The sequence below is a fragment of the Hyphomicrobiales bacterium genome, assembly GCA_039973685.1.
Taxonomy (GTDB): domain Bacteria; phylum Pseudomonadota; class Alphaproteobacteria; order Rhizobiales; family JACESI01; genus JACESI01.
Genome location: JBDWKL010000050.1, coordinates 25,544 through 46,035, shown reverse-complemented (window position 1 = coordinate 46,035; position 20,492 = coordinate 25,544). Strand labels below are relative to the sequence as shown.

Sequence of the window (20,492 nt, the reverse complement as noted above, 5' to 3'; positions counted from 1 at the left end):
GAGATCTTTATGACGCAGTTTGCGACTTACAATCCAAAACCTAGCCATCTTGATGATGACAAAGAAAAAGATGACGAGAAAAAAGACAGCGCGCCAAGCGTTGAAAAACATCTTTTTGATAGCCGTACCGTTTTGATTACCGGCCAGATTACGCAAGATCTTGCTCGTGACACATCTGCCAGATTGCTCGCGTTATCGCAGGCATCTGATGAACCAATCACCGTGATTGTTTCTTCACCAGGTGGCCATGTGGAATCAGGCGATATGATCCACGACATGATCAATTTCATCGAACCGACCGTCAACATTGTTGGTACTGGTTGGGTCGCAAGCGCGGGCGCATTGATTTATGCTTCTGTGCCAGTGAAACAACGTTTTTGCACACCAAACACACGCTTCTTGCTTCATCAACCAAGCGGTGGTGCAGGTGGTACAGCGTCTGACATCGAAATTCAGGCAAGCGAAATCATCAAAATGCGTGATCGCTTGAACCAGATTTTCGCTGACGCTACAGGCCAGAAAAAAAGCAAAATTGAAGAAGATACAGATCGCGATTACTGGATGTCTCCAGATGAAGCGATCAAATACGGTCTTGCTGGCAAAGTTGTTAAGTCAGTAAAAGACGTAGGCTAAAAGCCACATGCCTTATTAAGGTAATGAGAGCCGGTAGATACCCTTGAATGCAAGTGGGTCTACCGGTTTTCTTTTGCGCGTAATTTGAATTTCATTCTCTAAGGCAAGAGCCACAGCTACTTGCTTGATTGGTTTCATGAGAAGGCGCCATTTTTTCTCATCTTTACCAGCAATATCGCGAGCTGCCTCAGACGGACAAATCGTTTTGCCCGCGCCCCGTTCTGCAAGCAGGCGAAAAATGCTTGTCTTTATCTCATCTTCATAAGGTAATTTGACGATGGGTTTTTCAGGGGCAGGGGTAACGTCTTCAGCTAGGCTGTCGACTTCTTGAGGCTGTTGGTCGGTCATGTTTCGATTCCACGCAATGAGGATGAATAAAATTGCCTGCGGTACAGCACAAGCGTGATCCATGTCGTTGCCGCCATGAAATAGAGCGGGCCAATGAACCAGCCAATAAAGCCGAGGGCAAAGAAGAAAGTGCGAAGGCCTCGGTTGAAGTGTGTACCTGCGTTTTTACTCATTGCAAGGGCTCTTTTGACGGCTTTTTCAGCCTCTTCAGTATCTGCTTCGTCGGATGGCGGGATCGCCCCCACGAGAATGGCATTGTAATTTAACAACCTGAAAGACCAGCCGAACTTAAAAAAGGCATAGGCGAAAATGAGTGCGAGGCCGAAGAGTTTCATTTCCAATTGGTGCAAATCGCCCGATATCCCTATTGGAAGGTCTTTTAAGGCTGCAAAAATCTCATTTGATGCGCGCAATAGACCAAGGCAGCCGCCAATGGCAAGCAGCGATGCAGATGCGAAGAACGCAGTGCCGTGTTGAAGACCTGTCACAATAGTCGCATCGACAATCCGGATATCCCGCCTCAGCGCTTCTCGTAACCAGTTCTCCCTTTGGACATTCATATAGGCCGACAAAGACTGTTTTCGCAGTGGTCCGTGCTCTAGCCACCAAGAATAGAAGATGGAAAGCAGCAAAAACCAAACGATGGCTATTTGATCGAGGGGGGTTAGGAACAAGCTGAATGGGTTTGTAAATGTCATGAATCAGAGCTTTACAGGAATGGGCATGTTTTTGCACTTTGATGAGTGAAAAGTTTACGCCGTTTAGTAGATTTGACGAAAACAAGATTTAATTGTGGTGAAAAAGTGATGTTAGCACTTGCACAATTATTACTAAAGAGTTACTTCGGGCCTCTGATTAAATGGGCAGAGGCGCTCTGACGCCTCGAATAATGGCAGATTAAAATAATGGACGAACAAGAAGTTCAAAAATCATGCTGGGGCGTTGCTGTTTGGGGCGTGCTGGTATTTGTCGGTGTTTTTGCCGTGTTCTCTTTATTTGTAGACCATAAAACAGACGGTGACACCGTTGCATCTGTTGGCCAAGAGCAGGCTGAGTAATGATTAGTGAGAGCCGCAGTTCTGTCAAAGAATTAGTTGCAGCCGCTAACGAAGAAATTAAGACATATTCGCAAGATGAAGCCTTGGCCATGTTGGACCAGGATGATGTTGTGTTTGTCGATATCCGTGATATTCGCGAACTAAAGCGCGATGGAATGCTCGAGGGTGCAATGCACACGCCGCGTGGCATGGTGGAATTCTGGGTTGATCCAGATAGCCCGTATCACAAAGAAATTTTTCAAGAAGATAAGACCTTTGTGTTTTATTGCGCTAGCGCTTGGCGCTCTGCGCTTGCAACCAAGGCGGCGCAGGACGTTGGCCTTACACAGTGCGGTCATCTTGAGGGTGGCTATATGGGCTGGAAGAAATCCGGTAAGCCGACTGTGGAAAAAGACTGATTGTCATTTGGCATATAGGCTTTAGCGCCGTAGTTTCCAGATATGACCATGCATCTCCAAAAATTATGTGTCGGTGTTCAAAATGTTGAAGACCTTCAAGCGTGGATTGATTTCCGCCGTGATCAAGCCAAAATTCAAGGCTGGGATTTCGAGCAATTTCACACCACACGGGCGATGCCCAAGCAGCGTGATGCTATTTTGCAGGGCGGTTCGCTTTATTGGGTGATTAAAGGTGTCATGCAAGCGCGGCAACATATTGTCGATTTGCGGGCCGTTGTTGGGGATGATGGTATTTCACGGTGCGATATTGTGCTAGAGCCGCGCATCATCCTGACAGAAATGCGCCCAAAACGCCCGTTTCAGGGGTGGCGCTATCTCAAAGCCAATGAAGCACCAGCTGATCAGCGCGAACTTTCGGATGGCGAGGGCGAGCTTCCTGCTGAAATGCGCAAAGAGCTTGCTGAGCTTGGTTTGATCTAAAAGGCTTTAGTAATTGACCGCGATGTTATCGATCAATCGCGGTTTTCCTAATTGGGCCGCGACCAATAATCTCAGCTTTTGATCTTTCACCGTTTCTAGAGCGGCCAATGTTTCGGCATCTCTTAGTGTCAGGTAATCGACGCTGAAACCAAATTTTGTAAGTGCATCAATAGCTTGATTGCAAGCAATCTCTGGATTCTCGCCATTACGAATCTGCTCTGCGCAATCTTGAAGGGTCGCGTGGAGTTTTGCCGCTATTGGTCGTTCTTCATCCGTCAAATAGGTGTTACGCGAGGACATGGCGAGGCCGTCTGATTCTCGAACCGTTGGGGCTCCTTCAATTTGACAGGGGATTTGCAGATCCCGCACCATTTGCTTGATAACGAGCAGCTGCTGGTAGTCCTTTTCACCGAAGACGGCAAAATCTGGCAAGACGCCGAGCAGAAGTTTTGAAACAACCGTTGCAACACCAGAAAAGAAATGCGGGCGGTGGTCGGTTTCCAGTTCAAGGGCGGGGCCTGCAACGGTGATGCTTGTGGCAAAGCCATTGGGATACATGGATTTTGCAGTTGGTGCATAAATCGCGTCGATGCCGCGCTCAGCTAACATGGCGATGTCAGAATCCCATGTTCTTGGATAGCTCTCAAAATCTTCGCCTTCACCAAATTGGGTCGGATTGACGAAAATTGAAACGACAATGCGGTTTGCAAACTGGCGGGCATAATCAATCAGTGACAAATGGCCTTCATGCAGAGCACCCATTGTGGGGACAAGGGCTACTTTTTCCCCCGCATTGTGCCAATGTGCGACTTCTGCCCTGATCTCGCTATCAGTGCGCGTAATCTTTGGCATTGCTTGCACATTCGTCATGATTGGTCGTTCCTTGCACCTGTGGCAAATGTTCCGATGATCTTGTCCCACGCTTATAATGCTCCCATATTGAAAGAAAAGCGGAGAATTTTTGGTTTTGAACAGCAAAAACGCTGACATATCGATCAAGAACGGGGAAGAGGCTACTGACGTGGCGTCGGCTTCTACCGCTAATGAGGTCGCTGAATTTCTGCAAAAAGCCAATCAATTGGCGCAGATGAAGCCGCGCAAGAATGAGCGAGGGCGATTGATATTTGCGCTTGATGCAACACTCAGCCGGCAACATACGTGGGATTTGGCCTGTCACATACAGGCTGAAATGTTTGAAACGGTTGAAAGTGTTGGCGGACTTGATGTTCAGCTTAATTATTTTCGCGGGTTTAGAGAGTGTCGATCTTCGCCTTGGGTGAGTGAAACAACCGCATTGCATAGCTATATGGGGCGAATTTCTTGTCGGGGCGGTAAAACCCAGATCAAGAAAGTGCTTCTCAACGCATTGCGCGAACAGTCACGGCAATCGGTTGATGCGTTGGTGTTTATCGGTGATGCGATGGAAGAAAACCTCGATATTTTATGCGACAAAGCGGGTGAACTGGGTTTGCTTGGTGTGCCAATGTTTGTGTTTCAAGAAGGACGCGACCCAACGACAGAGCGCGCGTTTAAAGAAATGGCGCGTTTATCCAATGGCGCTTATGCAAGGTTTGACCAGGCAAGCGCTAAGCATTTGTCGGAGCTTTTGAAAGCCGTTGCAGTTTATGCTGCTGGTGGGTTGAAGGCTTTGGAAGAAAGTGGCGACAGATTATTGTTGCCGCAGTTGAACGGTGAGGGATGATGATCCAATTTTTTGCAGGCGTCCTGCTTTTGGCTATTGTGTTTTTGGGGTTGCGGCTTTTTTCTCGCAGTGAACCAAAAGCGCTTGCCACATTGTTTCGGCAATTGTTGGCAGTTGTCGCCTTCGTTGTGGCCATTATTTTGGTTTTTACCAGCCGCTATGCGGTTTTGTCGTTGCCGGTTGGATTGGTCGCTCTCGGTTTGCTGCTGGGATGGCGCTGGCCGTTTAAGGCGAGGGCAGGTTCAAATCCGAATGCGGGCAAGACATCATCCGTCAATACCGATTACTTTGAGATGACCCTCAACCACCAATCAGGCCAAATGGATGGGCGCATTAAAAAAGGCGACCATGAAGATGATCGCCTTTCGAATTTATCGCCTGAGCAATTAAAGTCTCTCTATGAGGAAGTTCTGGACCAAGGTGACCCGAACAGTTTGAGCTTACTTGAAGCTTATCTTGACAGCGTGATTGCCACTTGGCGTGAAGACTTCGAGGTTGACGCCGACGCGGGGCATCGCAGAACGACGGGTTCTGGCACCATAACCGAGGAGGAGGCCTACGAGATCCTTGGGCTTGCTCCGGGGGCTGGCCGCGACAGCATCGTCGCTGCGCACAGACGCTTGATGATGAAGATCCATCCCGACAGGGGCGGCTCTACGGCGCTTGCCGCTAAAATCAATGAGGCTAAAGATTTTCTCTTGTCTAACCATTCTTCTACTTCCTGATACTCAGTTACACTTCAGGTGAAGACACAAACTTAGGTCTTGCCGATTAAGTGGGCTTTAAGCGCTCACTTTTTCTAATTGAGATAAATGCAGTTATAACGCTTCTTTTTCAGATAGTTACAGGCACGTCTGGCAGCGTGCTTGTCCGTAAAGCCTGCAAAGCGAACGCGGTAAAGAGTTTCTGTTCCTTTTTGAACAGGCTCGGTATAAGGCGTTTTTGCTGTCAGAACGGTAGCACCACGCTTGGAGGCTTCAAGCAACATATCTTGCGCATCTTGAAGGTTTGGTGAAGCTGAAAGCTGAATTTTCCATCCTTCACGCTTAACAATTGCTTGAGGGGCAGGGGCTACGTTTCCAGCCGTTGCGGGCTTGTTTGCAGCATTGCCTTGTGAACCTTGCTCGATTTTATTGTCAGTGACCAAGTTAGCAGCAACGATGACCGGATTAGATTTTGGTTCCGGCGTTGAGCCAGTTTTAGGTGTTGGCGCAGGGGCGGCTGACGCAATAACGGCAGCTCTTGGTTTAACTTCAGGCAATGGCGCTTTTGCTAATACTGGGCTTGGCGCTTTTCTTGCTGCAACCAAAAGCGGTGTCCGCTTCTTTTTATAGTTTCTGCGCGATGCTTTGCTAATGTGGCGATTGATCAAAGTAGTCATATGCGCGTTTCTTGCACTACCTGAGCGGCCACCCATAACAACGGCAACCATATGACGACCACGTGTTTCAACGTTTGTCACTAGATTGAAGCCTGAGGCACGGATGTAGCCAGTTTTAATGCCATTCACGCCACGAACACGACCTAACAGACGGTTATGGTTGCGATAAGTGCGCTTGCCGTACTTAAAGCTGCGTGTTGCAAAGTATCTAAATGATCTTGGATGTTTTTTGCGAATAGAAAGACCCAAACGAGCCATATCGCGCGCAGTGGTGCGCTGTCTTGTGTTTGGCAAACCAGACGCATTGGCAAAAGTTGTCTTAGACATGCCAATAGAGCGTGCTTTGCGGGTCATCATCGCTGCAAAGTTGGATTCTGTCCCGCCAAGGTTTTCAGCAATCGTACTTGCCACATCATTGGCCGACTTTGTTACCAACGCCAAAATTGCATCTTTAACACGGATATGACCGCCAACTTTCAAGTAAAGCTTTGACGGCGGCATAGAAGCAGCGCGCCGTGACACTTTAAGTTTGGAGTTGAGGGTGATCTTACCAGCATCAATGGCATCATAGACGAGATAAAGCGTCATGATCTTTGTCAAAGAGGCGGGATAACGATATCTATCTGCGTTACGAGAAAAAAGGACTTTGCCTTTATTCGCATCATACACAAAAGCTGCATATTTCGCGTTGGCTTTGGCCATTTGAGGCGCAACAACCATTGCAGCAGATAAAACAACTGCCGAAAACAAGGATTTAATGTTTCGGGACTTCGAATTCTTCAAACCGAAAAACACGGCCAACTCCAACGCTACTCAATACAAAAACTGGAGGGCGAGGCCGATGTACCGCATCAATCCCGTCCGCTTACTGGAGGCACAATGCCCTATAGGGGTTACGAATCCGTAAAGCTCTTGTTTACGTTGATAGGAACTTGGTCTTTTGTGTTGCATTTGAGATAACATTTTGTTCGGCTTGGAAATATTTTGTTGACTAAAACGAGCGTTAGCTTGGTTTTAGGGAAGGGGTAGACCCACAAAATTAGAGAGTCTGCTGCCTTAAATTTTTTTAAATATGGTGCGATGCAAAAAATTCTTGCAATTTATGTTGCGATGCAATATATGTATGTCAACAGATTAAGAAGCACTGCTCAATAAGTGCTCATGACCCAACACTCATTCAATCCAAAAGGATGCGACCATGACAAACTATGTAGATGATTTTCAAAAAATGAGCCAAGACAACCTCGAATCAGCAATGGCGAATGCTGGTGTTGTTTCTAAAGTTTTCCAAGAAATCGCAACTGAATCAGCTGATTTCTCAAAGAAAGCTTTTGAAGAAGGTTCTGCAACGGCTGAAAAATTGATGAGCGTTAAAACTTTTGACAAAGCTCTTGAAATTCAAAGCGAATATGCAAAAGCGTCTTTTGAAGGTTTTGTTGCGCAAGCAACTAAAGTTGGCGACCAGTACGCTGCCCTTGCTAAAGAGCTTTACAAGCCTGTTGAAGAAGCAATGACGAAAGCCGCTAAATAAGCGACGCATCAACGCTCTTCTTCAACGTTTGAAGATTTAAAAAGCCGTGCTTATTGCGCGGCTTTTTTTGTGTTTAAAACTATCGTAAGGCTCATAGGGTTTCCATCTTTGTGACAATTTACAAAAGCGATTGTTTGGATTTATTTATTTCATACATAGGTGTTTAACCAACTGTTCGAAAGTCCACATTTTATCGTGGTATCATCTTGAACCAGCCGACAAGAAGGGTCATGTTGAAGGCATGAAAATTTATCTGTCTAACGACGACGACAATAACGACGATAATGATGAGGGCACCGACGCTGGTGTCATCACGCGCACGCGCACGAAGGTCAAAAAACCTAGTCTTTATCGTGTTCTTTTACTTAATGACGATTACACGCCGATGGAATTTGTCATCCACGTGCTTGAACGTTTTTTCCAGAAGAATGAAGAACAAGCCACACAGGTTATGTTGCATGTTCATAATGCCGGAGTAGGTGAATGTGGCGTGTTTACCTATGAAGTTGCTGAAACAAAAGTGACGCAAGTTATGGACTTTGCGCGCAAACATCAGCATCCTCTTCAATGTGTCATGGAAAAGAATTGAGAAAATAACTGAGAAAATTGCTGACGAGCACCTATCTAAGACAGGACTGGCTTTAAATTGCCGAATACCAAACGGTAAAATCCAAATACCAAAGCGGTAGAACAAAGAAAGAGATATAACGAGTGCCTTCATTTTCACGCAGTCTCGAAAAAGCCCTCCACGAAGCCCTGAAGCTGGCGAGCGATCGCAGTCAGGAATATGCGACGCTTGAGCATTTGCTGCTCGCGTTGATAGATGACAAAGACGCTTCTGCTGTGATGCAGGCCTCCAACGTAAATCTCGATAAGCTGCGTGAAGACCTGATCGAATACGTGGATACGGAATTATCAAACCTCGTTAACAGTTTTGACGATGAGCCAAAGCCGACTGCTGGTTTCCAGCGTGTTATTCAACGTGCTGTGATTCATGTGCAATCTTCTGGCCGTGATGAAGTAACGGGCGCGAATGTGTTGGTTGCGATTTTTGCTGAGCGTGAAAGCCATGCAGCTTACTTCCTGCAAGAACAGAATATGACGCGCTATGATGCGGTGAATTATATCAGCCACGGCATTGCAAAACGTGCAGGCATGTCAGAATCTAAATCACCAACTGGTGTTGAAGATGAAGATATGGCTAACGATTCAGCCGGTGAGGGCGACGGCAAAAAAGCTGATGCGCTGGACGCTTATTGTGTGAACCTTAACCAAAAAGCAGTTGATGGAAAAATTGACCCATTGATTGGCCGTGACACCGAGATTTCGCGCACGATCCAAATTCTATGCCGCCGTTCTAAAAACAATCCGCTTTATGTGGGGGATCCAGGTGTTGGTAAAACTGCCATTGCTGAAGGTCTTGCCAAGCGCATTGTTGATGGCGATGTGCCAGAAGTATTGAAAGACAGCACAATCTTCTCCCTCGATATGGGCACGCTTCTCGCGGGTACACGTTATCGCGGTGATTTTGAAGAACGCTTGAAGCAGGTTTTGAAAGAGATCGAAGAATATGACGGTGCGGTTATGTTCATTGATGAAATTCATACTGTCATCGGCGCTGGTGCAACATCTGGTGGCGCGATGGATGCATCAAACCTCCTGAAACCTGCGCTTTCTTCTGGTGCAATTCGTTGTGTTGGTTCAACCACTTACAAAGAGTATCGTCAGTTCTTTGAGAAAGATCGTGCGCTTGTGCGTCGTTTCCAGAAGATTGATGTGAATGAACCAACTGTTCCAGATGCAATTGATATTTTGAAGGGTCTTCGCCCTTACTATGAAGAATATCACGATGTGAAATACTCAAATGACGCGATTAAATCTGCGGTTGAGTTGTCTGCAAAATATATCGGCGACCGCAAATTGCCGGATAAAGCCATCGACGTGATTGACGAGACAGGCGCGAGCCAGCATTTGCTGCCAAAATCTAAGCGCAAGAAAACCATTGGTGTGAAAGACATTGAGGCAACCATTGCAACAATGGCTCGCATCCCGCCGAAAACTGTATCAAAAGACGATGCTGAAGTTCTTTCTAACCTTGAAAGCAACTTGAAGCGGGTTGTCTATGGCCAAAATGATGCGATCACAGCGCTAACTGCTGCGATTAAGTTGTCTCGTGCAGGGTTGCGTGAACCGAATAAGCCAATCGGCAACTATTTGTTCTCTGGCCCGACAGGTGTTGGTAAGACGGAAGTCGCGAAGCAATTGGCAAGCGTTCTTGGTGTTGAGCTTCTACGCTTTGACATGTCTGAATATATGGAGCGCCACACGATCTCTCGTTTGATTGGTGCGCCTCCAGGATATGTTGGTTTTGACCAAGGTGGACTGCTAACTGACGGTGTTGATCAGCATCCGCATTGTGTGTTGCTGCTTGATGAAGTTGAAAAAGCCCACCCAGACCTCTTCAACGTTTTGTTGCAGGTGATGGATAACGGCAAACTTACTGATCACAACGGTAAGGCTGTTGATTTCCGTAATGTGATTTTGATCATGACGACTAATGCTGGTGCTGCTGATATGCAAAAAGCAGCGATTGGTTTTGGTAGCCAAAAACGTGTTGGCGACGACGAAGAAGCGATCAACAAACTGTTCTCACCAGAGTTCAGAAACCGCCTTGATGCGACCATTTCGTTTGGTTCGCTACCGCAAGAAGTGGTGTTTGAGGTTGTGCGCAAGTTCGTTATCCAGCTCGAGGCGCAATTATCTGAGCGCGGCGTTACCTTTGAGCTTTCCGACGACGCTGTCGCTTGGCTTGCTAAGAAAGGCTACGACGAGCAGATGGGCGCAAGGCCGCTTGCCCGTGTCATTCAAGAGCACATCAAGAAACCGCTCGCAGACGAAGTTCTCTTCGGCAAACTTAAGAGTGGTGGCATTGTGAAAGTGTCCGTGGAGCATCTGGAAGAGGGCGGTTCTGGCCTCTTGTTGGAGTCTGTCGAGGACGTGAAAGTTGCGCCGAAGAAAGAAGCTGTGAAGCCTAAGAAACCGCGTGCAGCGGCTGCGAAAAAGCGCACAACGGCTGCGAAAAAAACGACTTCGCCAAAAGGCAAAAAGGGTGATGGTGGAAGCTCGGTTCCAAAAGTTCCGCTGAAAACGGACTAATATGGTTCATGCGACCGAAGGCAAACGCGACAATGCGTTGTGCTTTTGGTGCGTGGGGCATTTTAGCTGAGCATTGGGGTTTCTCGTAACCAAGGTTTTTGACATGTCTGATCTTGGCATTGAAAACGATCTCGTAAAACCGCCACGCTATTGGTTTTTTAAAGGTGCGAAGCATGTTGCTTCGCTGCCAGCTTTTATCTTGATCATGTCATTTATCGGCTTTGCAGCGCTGACTGTAGAAGCAGGTCTGACCGTATGGCAGGCAATGTTCTTGGGGCTTTCCACATGGGCTTTGCCAAGTGCTGTGGTGGTGGCTGGCGCCATTATCAATGATGTGCCGTTTTATGCGACTGTCATTGCCGTCACGCTGGCTTCTGTCAGACTACTCCCGATGACGATGGCATTGGTGCCGGTTTTGAAATCTGACAAAACTAAACTTTCTTCTCTGTTTCTCGCCGCCTATTTCATGGCTGTTACTTCATGGGTGTTTGCCATGAACAAACTACCAGAAATTCCACGGCCAAATCGGGTTCCGTTTTTCTTAGGTTTTGCGCTCACTCTTGCAACGACTGTGACAATCGTCTTGGGCATGGCCCACAGTCTAGTGCCAAATCTACCCGCGCCAATCGCGGCGGCATTGATCTTTCTAACGCCGATATATTTTTTATTGTCGATGACACAAGCAGCCCGTATTGCGCCCGAATATTGGGCAATTGGCTTTGGCTTGGTCTTAGGGCCGATATTTCATCTGATCACACCGGATACAGATTTGTTGTGGTGTGGGCTGATTGGTGGAACGTTGAGCTACGGCATTGGCCGTCTTGTTGAACGACGTAAGGCGGCATCATGAATTTGTTGAACTTACCCTTCAGCGATTGGTCGCCTTATCTGTTCATTTTGCTGGCAGGTGCGATACCGACCCAAATTTGGCGTTCGCTCGGTGTCATTTTATCCCGCTCTATGGATGAAAATGGCGAAGTGTTGAAATGGGTGCGGGCAGTGGCAACGGCCCTTGTTGCGGGGCTGATTGCTAAATTGGTGATATTTCCAACAGGTGATTTGGCCATCGTGCCATTGTGGGCACGGATTGGGTCGCTGTTATTTGGCTATGCCGTTTACTTCGCCACAAGGCCGCGCATTTTCTTTGGCGTCTTGGCTGGCGAGGCGGCCTTAATTTCGGCCACCTTGATTGTGGCTGAATAATTACTCGATCGCTGCGGCAATCTTCGCGGCAGTTGCTGCAAGGGCAGGGTGATCAGCCTCACTGCCATTATGAACTCGCAAACCTTGACCTTCATAACGCGGCATAAGGTGAAAATGCGTGTGGAAGACTTCTTGGCCACCTGCTGCTTCATTGTTTTGGCGAAGGGTTACGCCATCAGCATCAAGCGCCTTCATGATGGCACGGGAAACTTTGGCAGCAGTGGCAATACAAGCAGCCAATTCCGCATCTGCTGCATCAAGCAAATTGCGCGATGGGGCTTTGGGTATCACCAGACAATGGCCTTCACTTGCTGGCAAAATATCCATGAAGACCAGTGTTCCAGCATCTTCATAGACTTTGTGACAGGGAATATCGCCAGCGATGATTTTGGCGAAAATATTGTCTGAATCGTATGTCTCAAGTGTCATTGCTGATTCCCTTTTGGCGTTCTTCGCCGCCATCTTTCTTGAATGGTGTGCGTTCTGCAAGCATTTCGTTTTCAAAGTCTACTTGTTTGCGTTCTTGTTCCAAGTAGTGGGCAATTGCATCGCGAAAACTTGGGTTTGCAATCCAGTGAGCTGAATAGGTTTTGACCGGTATATATCCGCGCACCAATTTGTGCCCGCCCTGTGCGCCTGCTTCTACGCGCTTCAGGCCATGGGCGAGGGCGTAATCGATTGCTTGATAATAGCAGACTTCAAAATGCAGATAAGGATGGTCTTCAACGCAGCCCCAATAACGGCCATAGAGTGTATCGCTGCCAATCATGTTCAATGCGCCTGCGATAATATCGTCATGGCGGCGGGCAAAGATGAAGAGCACTTTGTCTGCCATGCGTTCAATCAGAAGAGAGAAGAATTCGCGGGTAAGGTATGGCGTGCCCCATTTGCGGGCGCCTGTATCCAGATAGAACTCGAAGAACTGGTCGATATGATCTTCGGTAATATCAGCGCCCGTCACCCATTCAATCGTGATGTGATTAGACAGCGCTTCGCGGCGTTCTTTTTTCAGCTGTTTGCGTTTTCTGGAAGAGAGAGCGGCAAGGAAGCCATCGAAATTTTCGTAACCCTCATCGACAAAATGAAACTGCTGGTCTGTGCGTTGCAAATACCCGAACTCGCCAAACTCGTCCCATTCGCTTTCCTCGATAAAGGTGGCGTGGATTGAGGAAGCGCCAAGCGATCGGGCGCGTTCTGCGGCGGCGGAAGCTAAGACCGCGCGGATTTCTTTTGCGTCAGGTCCAGGGCGTGTAAGCAGGCGCGGGCCAGAAACGGGAGTGAAGGGTACAGACACTTGCAGCTTGGGATAATAGCGCCCACCAGCGCGTTCAAACGCGTCCGCCCAGCCATGGTCAAAGATATATTCCCCCTGACTATGGTTTTTCAAATAGCACGGCATAACGCCGGTCGCTTGACCGTCCGCATCTTTTAAAATCATGTGCTGACCAAGCCAGCCAGTATCTGCAACCGCAGAGCCTGATTGTTCTAAAGCATGCAGGAAGTCATACGCCACAAACGGGTTATACGGTTGGCCATTAGGGTTGGCACATGCGTCCCATTGGTCTTTGTCTATATCTGACAAAGATTGGACAATGCTGACAAGATGGGCATCTTCAGTCATGTGTTTGAACAACTAGGGGAAAAGAGAAATCGCATCTCTCATAAGATAGGTAGAAACTAGCAAATGGAAAGATGCGATCTTTATTATTTTTGGTTGAGAGTTGGGCGATTTAGTTGGCCTTAAGCTCAAAGATCGCTTCAACCTCAACAGTAACGCCGAATGGTAGCGATGCCATGCCGACAGCAGAACGGGCGTGACGGCCACGGTCACCAAGGATTTCGACCATAAAGTTGGACGCACCGTTTACGACAGCGGGTTGCTCGCCATATTCAGCTGTTGAGGCAACAAAGCCAACAAGCTTGGTTAGGCCTTCGAGCTTGTCTAAATCACCAACGGCAGCTTTTGCTTGAGCTAGGATGTTGAGCGCACAAAGTTCAGCCCCTTTGGCGGCATCTTCGGTAGAGATGCTATCACCGCAAATGCCTTTGACCATATTGCCGTCTGCTGCTGGCAATTGGCCTGAAATATAAAGCGCATTGCCTGCAATTTTAAACGGCACGTAGTTTGCTGCTGGCGCCATTGCTTCTGGAATGCTCATGCCGCGCTCTGCAAGCCGGTTTTCAACTTCTTTCATATAGTCGCTCGTCATATCTACCTCGTAAGACTGATTAATTTCCCGCACCATAAAACTACCTTGTTCATGATGCACGATTTTTATGAGAGTCCCTTGGATTTTATACCGCGCATAGACTACCTTTAAACGAAGCAAACGGAGAGCCTCGCAAATGAATTTTAAAATGTCTTATTACAAAGCAGTTGGATGCACTTTTGCGGCATTGATGATGGGCGGGCAGGCGGTTGCGATGGAAATGGCGCCACACCGCGCGGTTTATGAAATCACGTTTGGAAGCTCGAGACCCGAATCACAAATTGCTGGCGGCATTGGTAAATGGGTGCTGGAGGTAAAAGGCGCAAGCTGCACGGGTTATAATGTCAGTTACCGCTTTGTCTCTAAGCTACAAACACAAGATGGCGCGGAAATCACGTTGGATACGCGCGGCAAATATTTTGAAAGCGGTGATGCAACCGCTTTTGATTTTGCGAACTCTGTTTATCAAAACAATCAATTGCGAGAAGCCGTGAAGGGTGTTGCAAGCCGCGGCGATGAGACTATTAATGTGCGCCTTTCCAAGCCAGAGGCTGCAACTGTTACCGTTGAGAATGAAGCTTTGTTTCCGGTGCAGCATTTTATCAAGCTGGTTGAAGATGCAAAGGCTGGCAAGAAGCTCGTGAACAATGTGGTTTATGAGGGGATTGAAGGCGCGAAAACATCGCTTCTAGCAAGTTCTATCATCTTGCCAGAAAAGCCTGCCGAAGAAGGCGACGGGCTGGTTTACCAAATGCTGGAAGATATGAAATTGCGCCGCTGGCCCGTTACAATTTCTTATTTCAAACATGAAAAGAAGGGCGATGGTGAACCGGAATGGCAAAACTCGTTCTTGCTTTATGAAAACGGCGTGACGCGTGATTTTACCTTTGACTACGGCGATTTCGTTTTGAGGGGTAAAATGGAAACGCTGGAGCTTTTGTCAAAAGAAGATTGCTGATCTATTTTTCGCGTTGCGGGCGGGTGTCATCATTGAAGAGCTGCCCGTGCTTCACAGCGTTTTTGCCAAATTTTTCACGTACACTATCCATTGCGCGTTCTGCTTGGGCGCGCTTTGTTGATTGTTCATCGATCAAATCGCCTGGATCAGCAATGTCTGCTGGGTAAAGATCTGAGACGCCAACACCAATAAGACGAAACTTGGTGCCATCGGTTTCCTTTTTCAAAAGGTCGTAACTTGTTCTGAATATGCGGTCAGCCAATTGGGTTGGATCGGTTAGTTTTCGGTTGCGTGTTCTTGTTTGAAAGTCAGCGGTCTTTAGTTTCAAAACAACCGTGTGACCGCTGAACTGCTTCTTTTTCAGTTGCGCTGATACTTTTTCTGATAGCGCCCTTAGGGACCGCGATAAATCGTCAAAACTTGAAATATCGTTGTTGAAGGTGGTTTCAGACGAGATGCTTTTGGTCTTGCGAGAAGGTGAAACAATGCGGCTATCATTTGCCTTGGAAAGTTGGGCGATGCGTAAACCCATAACGCCGTAGCTTTTGGCAAGGTCGGTTTCTTCCATCTGCTGCAATTGTCCGATGGTCGTAATGCCATCGGCGGCAAGCTTCTTTTGAAATGCTTTGCCAACGCCCCAAATCATGGAGACGGGTTTGTCTTCTAAAAAGCTCAATGCTTCCTCTTTGCCAATCACAGAAAAGCCGCGTGGTTTTTCGAAGTCAGACGCGATTTTTGCAAGGAACTTATTGAACGACAGTCCGATTGAAATTGTGATGCCGATCGTTTCTTGAATATGTTTGGCAAAGGCATTCAGTGTTTCAGCAGGCGAGGCGTTGTGCAGGCGTTCTGTGCCGCTTAGGTCGAGAAAAGCTTCGTCGATGGAAATGGGTTCAACCAAAGGGGTGAGCGAAAGCATTTCTTCGCGGATTTGATGGCCAACACGCGAATATTTCTCCATGTTAGGTGGTAGCACCACAGCGTCTGGGCACGCTTCCAGCGCTTTGAACATGGGTTGTGCCGAGTGAACGCCATTTATACGGGCAATATAACAAGCTGTTGATACAACACCTCGTCGTCCGCCGCCTATAATCAATGGCTTGTCGATGAGTTCAGGGTTATCGCGTTTTTCCACCGATGCGTAAAAGGCATCGCAGTCAATATGGGCGATGGAGAGGGTGTGCAATTCATCATGCGCAAGTAATCGCGGGCTGCGACATGATACACATCGTGGAATTGATTTATTGGCTGAGAGCTTTTGTGGTGTGAGGCAGTCGCGACAAAGTGCACGACTGCTTAAGTCTTCCGGTTTAGAGGGGCCGTTAACGTCCCAATCCTCCGACAGCATTTGTTGGGTTTTCAGCCGCTTTTAGGATTTGTTGCAAGAACGTGATTTCCGAACCGCTGGTTGGTGTTGTTCGGGTCAAGAAATCGAAAACCTTGCCATCTTTGAGGCCAAAGTCGCCAATGTTGCGAACACTGCCTACTTCATCAAAGTAAACCGCAATAACGCGCTGATTAACAATTTTGCCGCGCGCAAAGGCTGCGCGTTTTTTCGTCGTTTGGCTAATGTAGTAATAGCCTTCAGTTTTGAATGATTCGATGGTGGAAGGGGTGCCCAACGCTAAAAGAACTTGTTCTTGACTAGCGCCAACTGGGATTTGCTGAAGTGCTTCAGGCGACACGACATAACCGTGCTGCAATGTTTGCGATATACATGCGCTGAGCATAAGTGGCAGCGCAACAACAGCAATTTTCCCGAAATTTCCCATATAATCACCTATTAAGCATGGTTTGAGCAGAGTCAAACGAGCTTGAACTTCCCCATATCCTGCACTCGTATACACCAAGAGAGCCGCAGGCTAAATCGACCTTATTAAGATCATGCTCTCATGGTTAACATTGTAGCTCATTAAAAGGGTAATAAGGCAACAAGGTGGCATTGTTTATGCCATAAAATTTCTTTGAACGAAAGGTGATAGAAGGTAAAGAGGCTTGCTTTGGTGGGTAACTCGATTTAAGGGGCAAGGTATCGGCTTGTTAGCCCCTATAGAAACTCAGAGAATATGTCCTTTTTCGCAAAGCTACTGAAATCATTTTCATCCCGCCAAAGCCCTGCTGCACGCAGGGTTTATGACCAGGTCGTCACTCAATCCAGACAGGTTGTTTTCTATGAAAATAACAGGGTTGAGGACTCAGTTTCTGGCCGATTTGATATGATTGTGTTTCACGCATTTTTGTTGTTGCACAGATTAAAACGTGAAGAAGAGACCGGTAAGGTGTTTGGGCAGGAGGTGTTTGATATTTTTATTGAAGATATGGACCGTTCCCTGCGTGAAATGGGGGTAGGCTATCAGGCTGTCCCTAAACGCATGAAGAATATGGGTGAAGCTTTTTATGGGCGGATTGCGGCCTATGATTCTGCCGTTGAGAGCGGGGATGAAAGTGCGATGGCTGAAGCGATTGAACGCAATGTTTTCCCAGAGCACGAGCGGGCCGAGAGCTTGTCTGTGATGTTTTCAGCCTATGCGTTTTCTTGCATCCAAGCACTCGATGACTATTCTTTATATGAATTGCAAAATGGCGATATTCCTTTTGCAAACCCCCAAGAATTTGTGAGTGAATAAACCAATGACAAGCAAGAAGACCCCGTCAAACGAGGCAATTGAAGTTGAACACGTCCTTCCTCGGCCTTTGGCTGTATCCGCCATCCCGCGCAATGGCTATCAAACCACATTGACGCTCAGTGATGATGAAAAGGCTGCTGTCTGTACGTTTTACAATCTGCTTGAAGTGCTTAAGTTCGAAGCTGATATTACGCTTACCAAGCGGACCACCACTAAGTTCATCGTAGAGGGGCGCTTGAAAGCCAAGGTTCATCAACCTTGTGTTGTGTCTCTTGCGCCTGTTGAAACTATTATTGATGAGGACATCAATTTAGTTTTGCTTCCTGAAGACGAGTTTGAACGTTTTCTTGAGCGAAAAGACGAGGATGGATCTTTGATCATCTCTCTTGAGGATGACATCCCAGATACGTACCAAGGTGATAAAGTTCAGCTTGGTGTTTTGGTTTTGGAGCATTTAGCGTTAGGCTTACATCCATACCCTCAAGCCGAGGGTGCGGAGTTAGAAGAGGGCTCAGATGATGGGGAATTGCGGCAAAACCCATTTGCTGGTTTGGCGTCATTAAAAGATAAACTAAAGCCAAACTAAACTTTTCTTGAGCAAAGCATGCACATGTTTACGTATTTAACTCTTGCACATTCGCGCGAATTGAGGCTTTTAACCACGATTGCCCTGATCGGGCGGTTCGGCTAGCAAAATATAGCAAAGGGATCATGCACCTTGAACGGGTGTGATTGATGGGCTTTTTACGCGAATGAACACTTCTATGATCATCTCAGTTGATGCAATGGGGGGAGACGAGGGACCAGAAATGGTGATTCCCGGTCTTAACTTGTTGCTGGTACGCCAACCCGATCTTACTTTTCTTTTGTTTGGTGAAGAGGATAAGGTTGCGCCGATCCTTGCGCATTATCCAAAAGTGAAGGCTGCAAGTGAAATCCGCCATTGTGATATAACCATTGCGATGGATGAGAAGCCAAGTCAGGCTTTGCGTTCCGGTCGTGGAAAATCCAGCATGTGGCTGGCGATTGAAGCGGTGAAGACGGGCGAGGCAGCTTTTTGTATCTCAGCCGGTAATACAGGCGCGTTGATGGCGATGTCTAAATTTTGCCTGCGTACGATGGCAAACATTGAGCGCCCCGCAATTGCCGCCCTTTGGCCAACTGAGCGTGGCGAGAGTGTTGTGCTTGATATGGGTGCAACCATTGGTGCTGATGCGCAGCAGTTGGTTGATTTTGCCATGATGGGCGGCGCGATGGCTCGCGCTCTATTCGACCTTAAGCGTCCGACTGTTGGTTTGCTCAATATTGGCGTTGAAGAAGTCAAAGGTCTGGAAGAGGTGAGAACCGCTGGGCGTTTGCTTCGTGAGGCTGATGACAGCTCAATTGAATATTATGGCTTTGTTGAAGGGAATGATCTGGGACGCGGCACCGTTGATGTTGTGGTTACAGAAGGTTTCACTGGAAACATTGCTTTAAAAACGGCAGAAGGCACCGCTAATCAGATCGCTGGTTACCTACGCCAGGCAATGACCCGTACATGGCGCGCACGCCTTGGTTATCTGCTTGCTAAAGGTGCGTTTGACCGATTGCGCGCAAAGATGGATCCTAGTCGTGTAAACGGCGGTGTGTTTTTGGGCTTGAATGGTATTGTGATTAAGAGTCATGGCGGCACCGACCCTAAGGGTTTTGCAAGTGCAACCGAGCTTGGTTTCAACATTGTGAGCAATGGTTTACTTGAAAAGATAAAGTCAGACATGACAGCTGACCTTGGCTCGTCTAAGACGAGTTAGTTGAGAATTTCGTGAGAGGAAGACATTAGTGAGTATTATTCGCTCCGCTGCAATTGGATGTGGTCGTTATCTTCCAGAAAAGATTCTGTCGAATGATGAGCTGGCGACTATGGTCGATACGTCGAATGAGTGGATCGTTCAGCGTACGGGCATCACTGCCCGCCATATCGCGGCAGAAGGTGAGACAACATCTGATCTTGGAACAAAAGCTGCTCTTGCAGCCTTAGAAAATGCTGGAATTGAAGCTGATAGCATTGATCTGATTATTCTTGCGACATCGACGCCAGATTATACCTTTCCGGCAAGTTCTGTCCAAATTCAGCATAATTTAGGCATCAAAACAGGCGCTGCCTTTGATTTGCAAGCGGTCTGTTCGGGGTTCGTTTTTGCAATGAGCACGGCAGATACCTACATTTGTGCCGGAAAAGCGAAACGTGTTTTGGTGATTGGCGCAGAAACATTTTCTCGTATTTTAGACTGGGAAGACCGCACAACCTGCGTTCTTTTTGGCGATGGAGCGGGCGCTGTCGTGCTTGAGGCTGTCGAAGGTGAAGGCACATCGAGTGATCGCGGCATCTTAACAACCCACCTTCGTTCTGACGGTTCGCACCGTGAAAAACTCTACGTGGATGGTGGTCCATCAAAGACCCAAACAACAGGTCATTTGCGCATGGAAGGCCGCGAAGTCTTCAAACATGCCGTCGGAATGATCACTGACGTTGTCTACGATGCCTTTGATTCAACAGGACTTTCTAGCGATGACCTTGATTGGTTTATCCCGCACCAAGCCAATGAGCGCATCATTGATGCCAGTGCAAGAAAGCTTGGTATTGACCCTGCTAAAATCGTGAAAACTGTTTATAAGCACGGCAACACATCAGCTGCCTCAATCCCACTTGCTCTTTGTGAAGCGGTTGAAGATGGTCGAGTGAAAAAAGGTGACACGCTCATGCTTGAAGCAATGGGTGGTGGTTTTACTTGGGGATCGATCCTCTTAAACTGGTAATACCTCAACGT

The 20,492-nt window shown here is 47.5% G+C and carries 25 protein-coding genes; 16 read left to right on the top strand and 9 right to left on the bottom strand.

The annotated features are described in order from the left end of the window. Positions 1–9 precede the first annotated feature (9 nt). On the top strand, positions 10–633 hold the full coding sequence (locus ABJO30_14145; protein ID MEP3233961.1) for an ATP-dependent Clp protease proteolytic subunit: 624 nt from the start codon (positions 10–12) through the stop codon (positions 631–633). 15 nt (positions 634–648) lie between these two features. Here ABJO30_14145 and ABJO30_14140 read toward each other — a convergent pair whose 3' ends face one another. Both ABJO30_14140 and ABJO30_14135 read right to left on the bottom strand, forming a co-directional pair. After that, the gene (locus tag ABJO30_14140; protein MEP3233960.1) at positions 649–981 is read right to left on the bottom strand and encodes a DUF3253 domain-containing protein; all 333 of its coding nucleotides are present in this window, start codon (positions 979–981) and stop codon (positions 649–651) included. Then, positions 978–1,679, bottom strand: coding sequence for a DUF599 family protein (locus ABJO30_14135; GenBank protein ID MEP3233959.1), 702 nt, complete (start codon positions 1,677–1,679; stop codon positions 978–980). The genes ABJO30_14140 and ABJO30_14135 overlap by 4 nt, the downstream gene beginning before the upstream one ends. Before the next feature lie 207 nt (positions 1,680–1,886). On the opposite strand from ABJO30_14135, the gene ABJO30_14130 reads away from it, so the two are divergent. From ABJO30_14130 to ABJO30_14120, 3 genes are read left to right on the top strand one after another with little or no spacing between them, the layout of a single operon-like run. Continuing rightward, on the top strand, positions 1,887–2,039 hold the full coding sequence (locus tag ABJO30_14130; protein ID MEP3233958.1) for a hypothetical protein: 153 nt from the start codon (positions 1,887–1,889) through the stop codon (positions 2,037–2,039). Next, on the top strand, positions 2,039–2,437 hold the full coding sequence (locus ABJO30_14125; protein MEP3233957.1) for a rhodanese-like domain-containing protein: 399 nt from the start codon (positions 2,039–2,041) through the stop codon (positions 2,435–2,437). The genes ABJO30_14130 and ABJO30_14125 overlap by 1 nt, the downstream gene beginning before the upstream one ends. Before the next feature lie 42 nt (positions 2,438–2,479). Continuing rightward, the gene (locus ABJO30_14120; protein MEP3233956.1) at positions 2,480–2,917 is read left to right on the top strand and encodes a DUF1489 domain-containing protein; all 438 of its coding nucleotides are present in this window, start codon (positions 2,480–2,482) and stop codon (positions 2,915–2,917) included. A 6-nt stretch (positions 2,918–2,923) separates the two neighbouring features. Here ABJO30_14120 and panC read toward each other — a convergent pair whose 3' ends face one another. Further along, positions 2,924–3,787: a pantoate--beta-alanine ligase gene (gene panC, locus ABJO30_14115; GenBank protein MEP3233955.1), complete on the bottom strand. Its 864-nt coding sequence runs from the start codon at positions 3,785–3,787 to the stop codon at positions 2,924–2,926. A 97-nt stretch (positions 3,788–3,884) separates the two neighbouring features. On the opposite strand from panC, the gene ABJO30_14110 reads away from it, so the two are divergent. Continuing rightward, entirely contained in the window at positions 3,885–4,619 is a 735-nt protein-coding gene (locus ABJO30_14110) for a VWA domain-containing protein (protein ID MEP3233954.1), read from the top strand. Beyond that, positions 4,619–5,344, top strand: a complete 726-nt coding sequence (locus ABJO30_14105; GenBank protein ID MEP3233953.1) for a DnaJ domain-containing protein — start codon at positions 4,619–4,621, stop codon at positions 5,342–5,344. Before ABJO30_14110 ends, ABJO30_14105 begins: the two co-directional genes overlap by 1 nt. 74 nt (positions 5,345–5,418) lie before the next feature. On the opposite strand, the gene ABJO30_14100 is transcribed toward ABJO30_14105, so the two are convergent. Continuing rightward, entirely contained in the window at positions 5,419–6,702 is a 1,284-nt protein-coding gene (locus tag ABJO30_14100) for a D-alanyl-D-alanine carboxypeptidase (protein ID MEP3233952.1), read from the bottom strand. 496 nt (positions 6,703–7,198) lie between these two features. Here ABJO30_14100 and ABJO30_14095 point away from each other — a divergent pair, with 496 nt between their 5' ends. From ABJO30_14095 to ABJO30_14075, 5 genes are all read left to right on the top strand, one after another. Further along, positions 7,199–7,531, top strand: a complete 333-nt coding sequence (locus tag ABJO30_14095) for a phasin family protein (protein MEP3233951.1) — start codon at positions 7,199–7,201, stop codon at positions 7,529–7,531. Between the two features lie 241 nt (positions 7,532–7,772). Beyond that, positions 7,773–8,120: an ATP-dependent Clp protease adapter ClpS gene (gene clpS, locus ABJO30_14090; protein MEP3233950.1), complete on the top strand. Its 348-nt coding sequence runs from the start codon at positions 7,773–7,775 to the stop codon at positions 8,118–8,120. 122 nt (positions 8,121–8,242) lie between these two features. Further along, a complete protein-coding gene (clpA, locus tag ABJO30_14085) occupies positions 8,243–10,687 on the top strand; it encodes an ATP-dependent Clp protease ATP-binding subunit ClpA (protein MEP3233949.1) in 2,445 nt (814 codons plus the stop codon). 103 nt (positions 10,688–10,790) lie between these two features. Further along, on the top strand, positions 10,791–11,537 hold the full coding sequence (locus tag ABJO30_14080) for an AzlC family ABC transporter permease (protein ID MEP3233948.1): 747 nt from the start codon (positions 10,791–10,793) through the stop codon (positions 11,535–11,537). After that, positions 11,534–11,890 carry an AzlD domain-containing protein gene (locus ABJO30_14075; protein MEP3233947.1) on the top strand — a complete coding sequence of 119 codons (357 nt, stop codon included), beginning with the start codon at positions 11,534–11,536 and terminating at the stop codon, positions 11,888–11,890. The genes ABJO30_14080 and ABJO30_14075 overlap by 4 nt, the downstream gene beginning before the upstream one ends. Here the strand turns inward: ABJO30_14075 and ABJO30_14070 are convergent, their stop codons facing one another. The 3 genes from ABJO30_14070 to ABJO30_14060 all read right to left on the bottom strand — a co-directional run bounded on the left by ABJO30_14070 (position 11,891) and on the right by ABJO30_14060 (position 14,100). After that, positions 11,891–12,319: an HIT domain-containing protein gene (locus tag ABJO30_14070; protein MEP3233946.1), complete on the bottom strand. Its 429-nt coding sequence runs from the start codon at positions 12,317–12,319 to the stop codon at positions 11,891–11,893. Continuing rightward, positions 12,309–13,511, bottom strand: a complete 1,203-nt coding sequence (locus ABJO30_14065) for a GNAT family N-acetyltransferase (GenBank protein ID MEP3233945.1) — start codon at positions 13,509–13,511, stop codon at positions 12,309–12,311. The genes ABJO30_14070 and ABJO30_14065 overlap by 11 nt, the downstream gene beginning before the upstream one ends. Before the next feature lie 109 nt (positions 13,512–13,620). After that, positions 13,621–14,100: a RidA family protein gene (locus tag ABJO30_14060; protein ID MEP3233944.1), complete on the bottom strand. Its 480-nt coding sequence runs from the start codon at positions 14,098–14,100 to the stop codon at positions 13,621–13,623. Positions 14,101–14,236: 136 nt separating this feature from the next. Here ABJO30_14060 and ABJO30_14055 point away from each other — a divergent pair, with 136 nt between their 5' ends. Further along, positions 14,237–15,058 carry a DUF1849 family protein gene (locus ABJO30_14055; protein ID MEP3233943.1) on the top strand — a complete coding sequence of 274 codons (822 nt, stop codon included), beginning with the start codon at positions 14,237–14,239 and terminating at the stop codon, positions 15,056–15,058. 1 nt (position 15,059) lies between these two features. On the opposite strand, the gene ABJO30_14050 is transcribed toward ABJO30_14055, so the two are convergent. Together ABJO30_14050 and ABJO30_14045 are read right to left on the bottom strand one after the other, a co-directional pair. Beyond that, positions 15,060–16,406 (bottom strand): DNA polymerase IV, encoded by a 1,347-nt coding sequence (locus ABJO30_14050; protein ID MEP3233942.1) that lies wholly within the window; start codon positions 16,404–16,406, stop codon positions 15,060–15,062. Further along, positions 16,381–16,830, bottom strand: a complete 450-nt coding sequence (locus tag ABJO30_14045; GenBank protein ID MEP3233941.1) for an outer membrane protein assembly factor BamE — start codon at positions 16,828–16,830, stop codon at positions 16,381–16,383. The genes ABJO30_14050 and ABJO30_14045 overlap by 26 nt, the downstream gene beginning before the upstream one ends. Positions 16,831–17,124: 294 nt before the next feature. On the opposite strand from ABJO30_14045, the gene ABJO30_14040 reads away from it, so the two are divergent. The 4 genes from ABJO30_14040 to ABJO30_14025 all read left to right on the top strand — a co-directional run bounded on the left by ABJO30_14040 (position 17,125) and on the right by ABJO30_14025 (position 20,481). Further along, a complete protein-coding gene (locus tag ABJO30_14040) occupies positions 17,125–17,685 on the top strand; it encodes a ubiquinol-cytochrome C chaperone family protein (protein ID MEP3233940.1) in 561 nt (186 codons plus the stop codon). A gap of 4 nt (positions 17,686–17,689) precedes the next feature. Continuing rightward, the gene (locus tag ABJO30_14035) at positions 17,690–18,271 is read left to right on the top strand and encodes a DUF177 domain-containing protein (GenBank protein MEP3233939.1); all 582 of its coding nucleotides are present in this window, start codon (positions 17,690–17,692) and stop codon (positions 18,269–18,271) included. A 166-nt stretch (positions 18,272–18,437) separates the two neighbouring features. Then, complete coding sequence (gene plsX / locus ABJO30_14030; protein MEP3233938.1) at positions 18,438–19,475, top strand: phosphate acyltransferase PlsX; 1,038 nt, start codon at positions 18,438–18,440, stop codon at positions 19,473–19,475. 28 nt (positions 19,476–19,503) lie between these two features. Beyond that, positions 19,504–20,481: a beta-ketoacyl-ACP synthase III gene (locus ABJO30_14025; protein MEP3233937.1), complete on the top strand. Its 978-nt coding sequence runs from the start codon at positions 19,504–19,506 to the stop codon at positions 20,479–20,481. Positions 20,482–20,492: the final 11 nt, after the last annotated feature.

Bases quoted from the DNA above. Each gene is read 5' to 3' on its own strand.
- ABJO30_14060 (MEP3233944.1), bottom strand. From the start codon at position 14,100: ATGACGAGCGACTATATGAAAGAAGTTGAAAACCGGCTTGCAGAGCGC.
- panC (MEP3233955.1), bottom strand. From the start codon at position 3,787: ATGACGAATGTGCAAGCAATGCCAAAGATTACGCGCACTGATAGCGAG.
- ABJO30_14075 (MEP3233947.1), top strand. From the start codon at position 11,534: ATGAATTTGTTGAACTTACCCTTCAGCGATTGGTCGCCTTATCTGTTC.
- ABJO30_14055 (MEP3233943.1), top strand. From the start codon at position 14,237: ATGAATTTTAAAATGTCTTATTACAAAGCAGTTGGATGCACTTTTGCG.
- ABJO30_14105 (MEP3233953.1), top strand. From the start codon at position 4,619: ATGATCCAATTTTTTGCAGGCGTCCTGCTTTTGGCTATTGTGTTTTTG.
- ABJO30_14065 (MEP3233945.1), bottom strand. From the start codon at position 13,511: ATGACTGAAGATGCCCATCTTGTCAGCATTGTCCAATCTTTGTCAGAT.
- ABJO30_14040 (MEP3233940.1), top strand. From the start codon at position 17,125: ATGTCCTTTTTCGCAAAGCTACTGAAATCATTTTCATCCCGCCAAAGC.
- ABJO30_14120 (MEP3233956.1), top strand. From the start codon at position 2,480: ATGACCATGCATCTCCAAAAATTATGTGTCGGTGTTCAAAATGTTGAA.
- ABJO30_14135 (MEP3233959.1), bottom strand. From the start codon at position 1,679: ATGACATTTACAAACCCATTCAGCTTGTTCCTAACCCCCCTCGATCAA.
- plsX (MEP3233938.1), top strand. From the start codon at position 18,438: ATGAACACTTCTATGATCATCTCAGTTGATGCAATGGGGGGAGACGAG.
- ABJO30_14050 (MEP3233942.1), bottom strand. From the start codon at position 16,406: ATGCTGTCGGAGGATTGGGACGTTAACGGCCCCTCTAAACCGGAAGAC.
- ABJO30_14070 (MEP3233946.1), bottom strand. From the start codon at position 12,319: ATGACACTTGAGACATACGATTCAGACAATATTTTCGCCAAAATCATC.
- ABJO30_14130 (MEP3233958.1), top strand. From the start codon at position 1,887: ATGGACGAACAAGAAGTTCAAAAATCATGCTGGGGCGTTGCTGTTTGG.
- ABJO30_14080 (MEP3233948.1), top strand. From the start codon at position 10,791: ATGTCTGATCTTGGCATTGAAAACGATCTCGTAAAACCGCCACGCTAT.
- ABJO30_14100 (MEP3233952.1), bottom strand. From the start codon at position 6,702: ATGGCCAAAGCCAACGCGAAATATGCAGCTTTTGTGTATGATGCGAAT.
- ABJO30_14145 (MEP3233961.1), top strand. From the start codon at position 10: ATGACGCAGTTTGCGACTTACAATCCAAAACCTAGCCATCTTGATGAT.
- ABJO30_14125 (MEP3233957.1), top strand. From the start codon at position 2,039: ATGATTAGTGAGAGCCGCAGTTCTGTCAAAGAATTAGTTGCAGCCGCT.
- ABJO30_14140 (MEP3233960.1), bottom strand. From the start codon at position 981: ATGACCGACCAACAGCCTCAAGAAGTCGACAGCCTAGCTGAAGACGTT.
- clpS (MEP3233950.1), top strand. From the start codon at position 7,773: ATGAAAATTTATCTGTCTAACGACGACGACAATAACGACGATAATGAT.
- ABJO30_14035 (MEP3233939.1), top strand. From the start codon at position 17,690: ATGACAAGCAAGAAGACCCCGTCAAACGAGGCAATTGAAGTTGAACAC.
- ABJO30_14045 (MEP3233941.1), bottom strand. From the start codon at position 16,830: ATGGGAAATTTCGGGAAAATTGCTGTTGTTGCGCTGCCACTTATGCTC.
- ABJO30_14095 (MEP3233951.1), top strand. From the start codon at position 7,199: ATGACAAACTATGTAGATGATTTTCAAAAAATGAGCCAAGACAACCTC.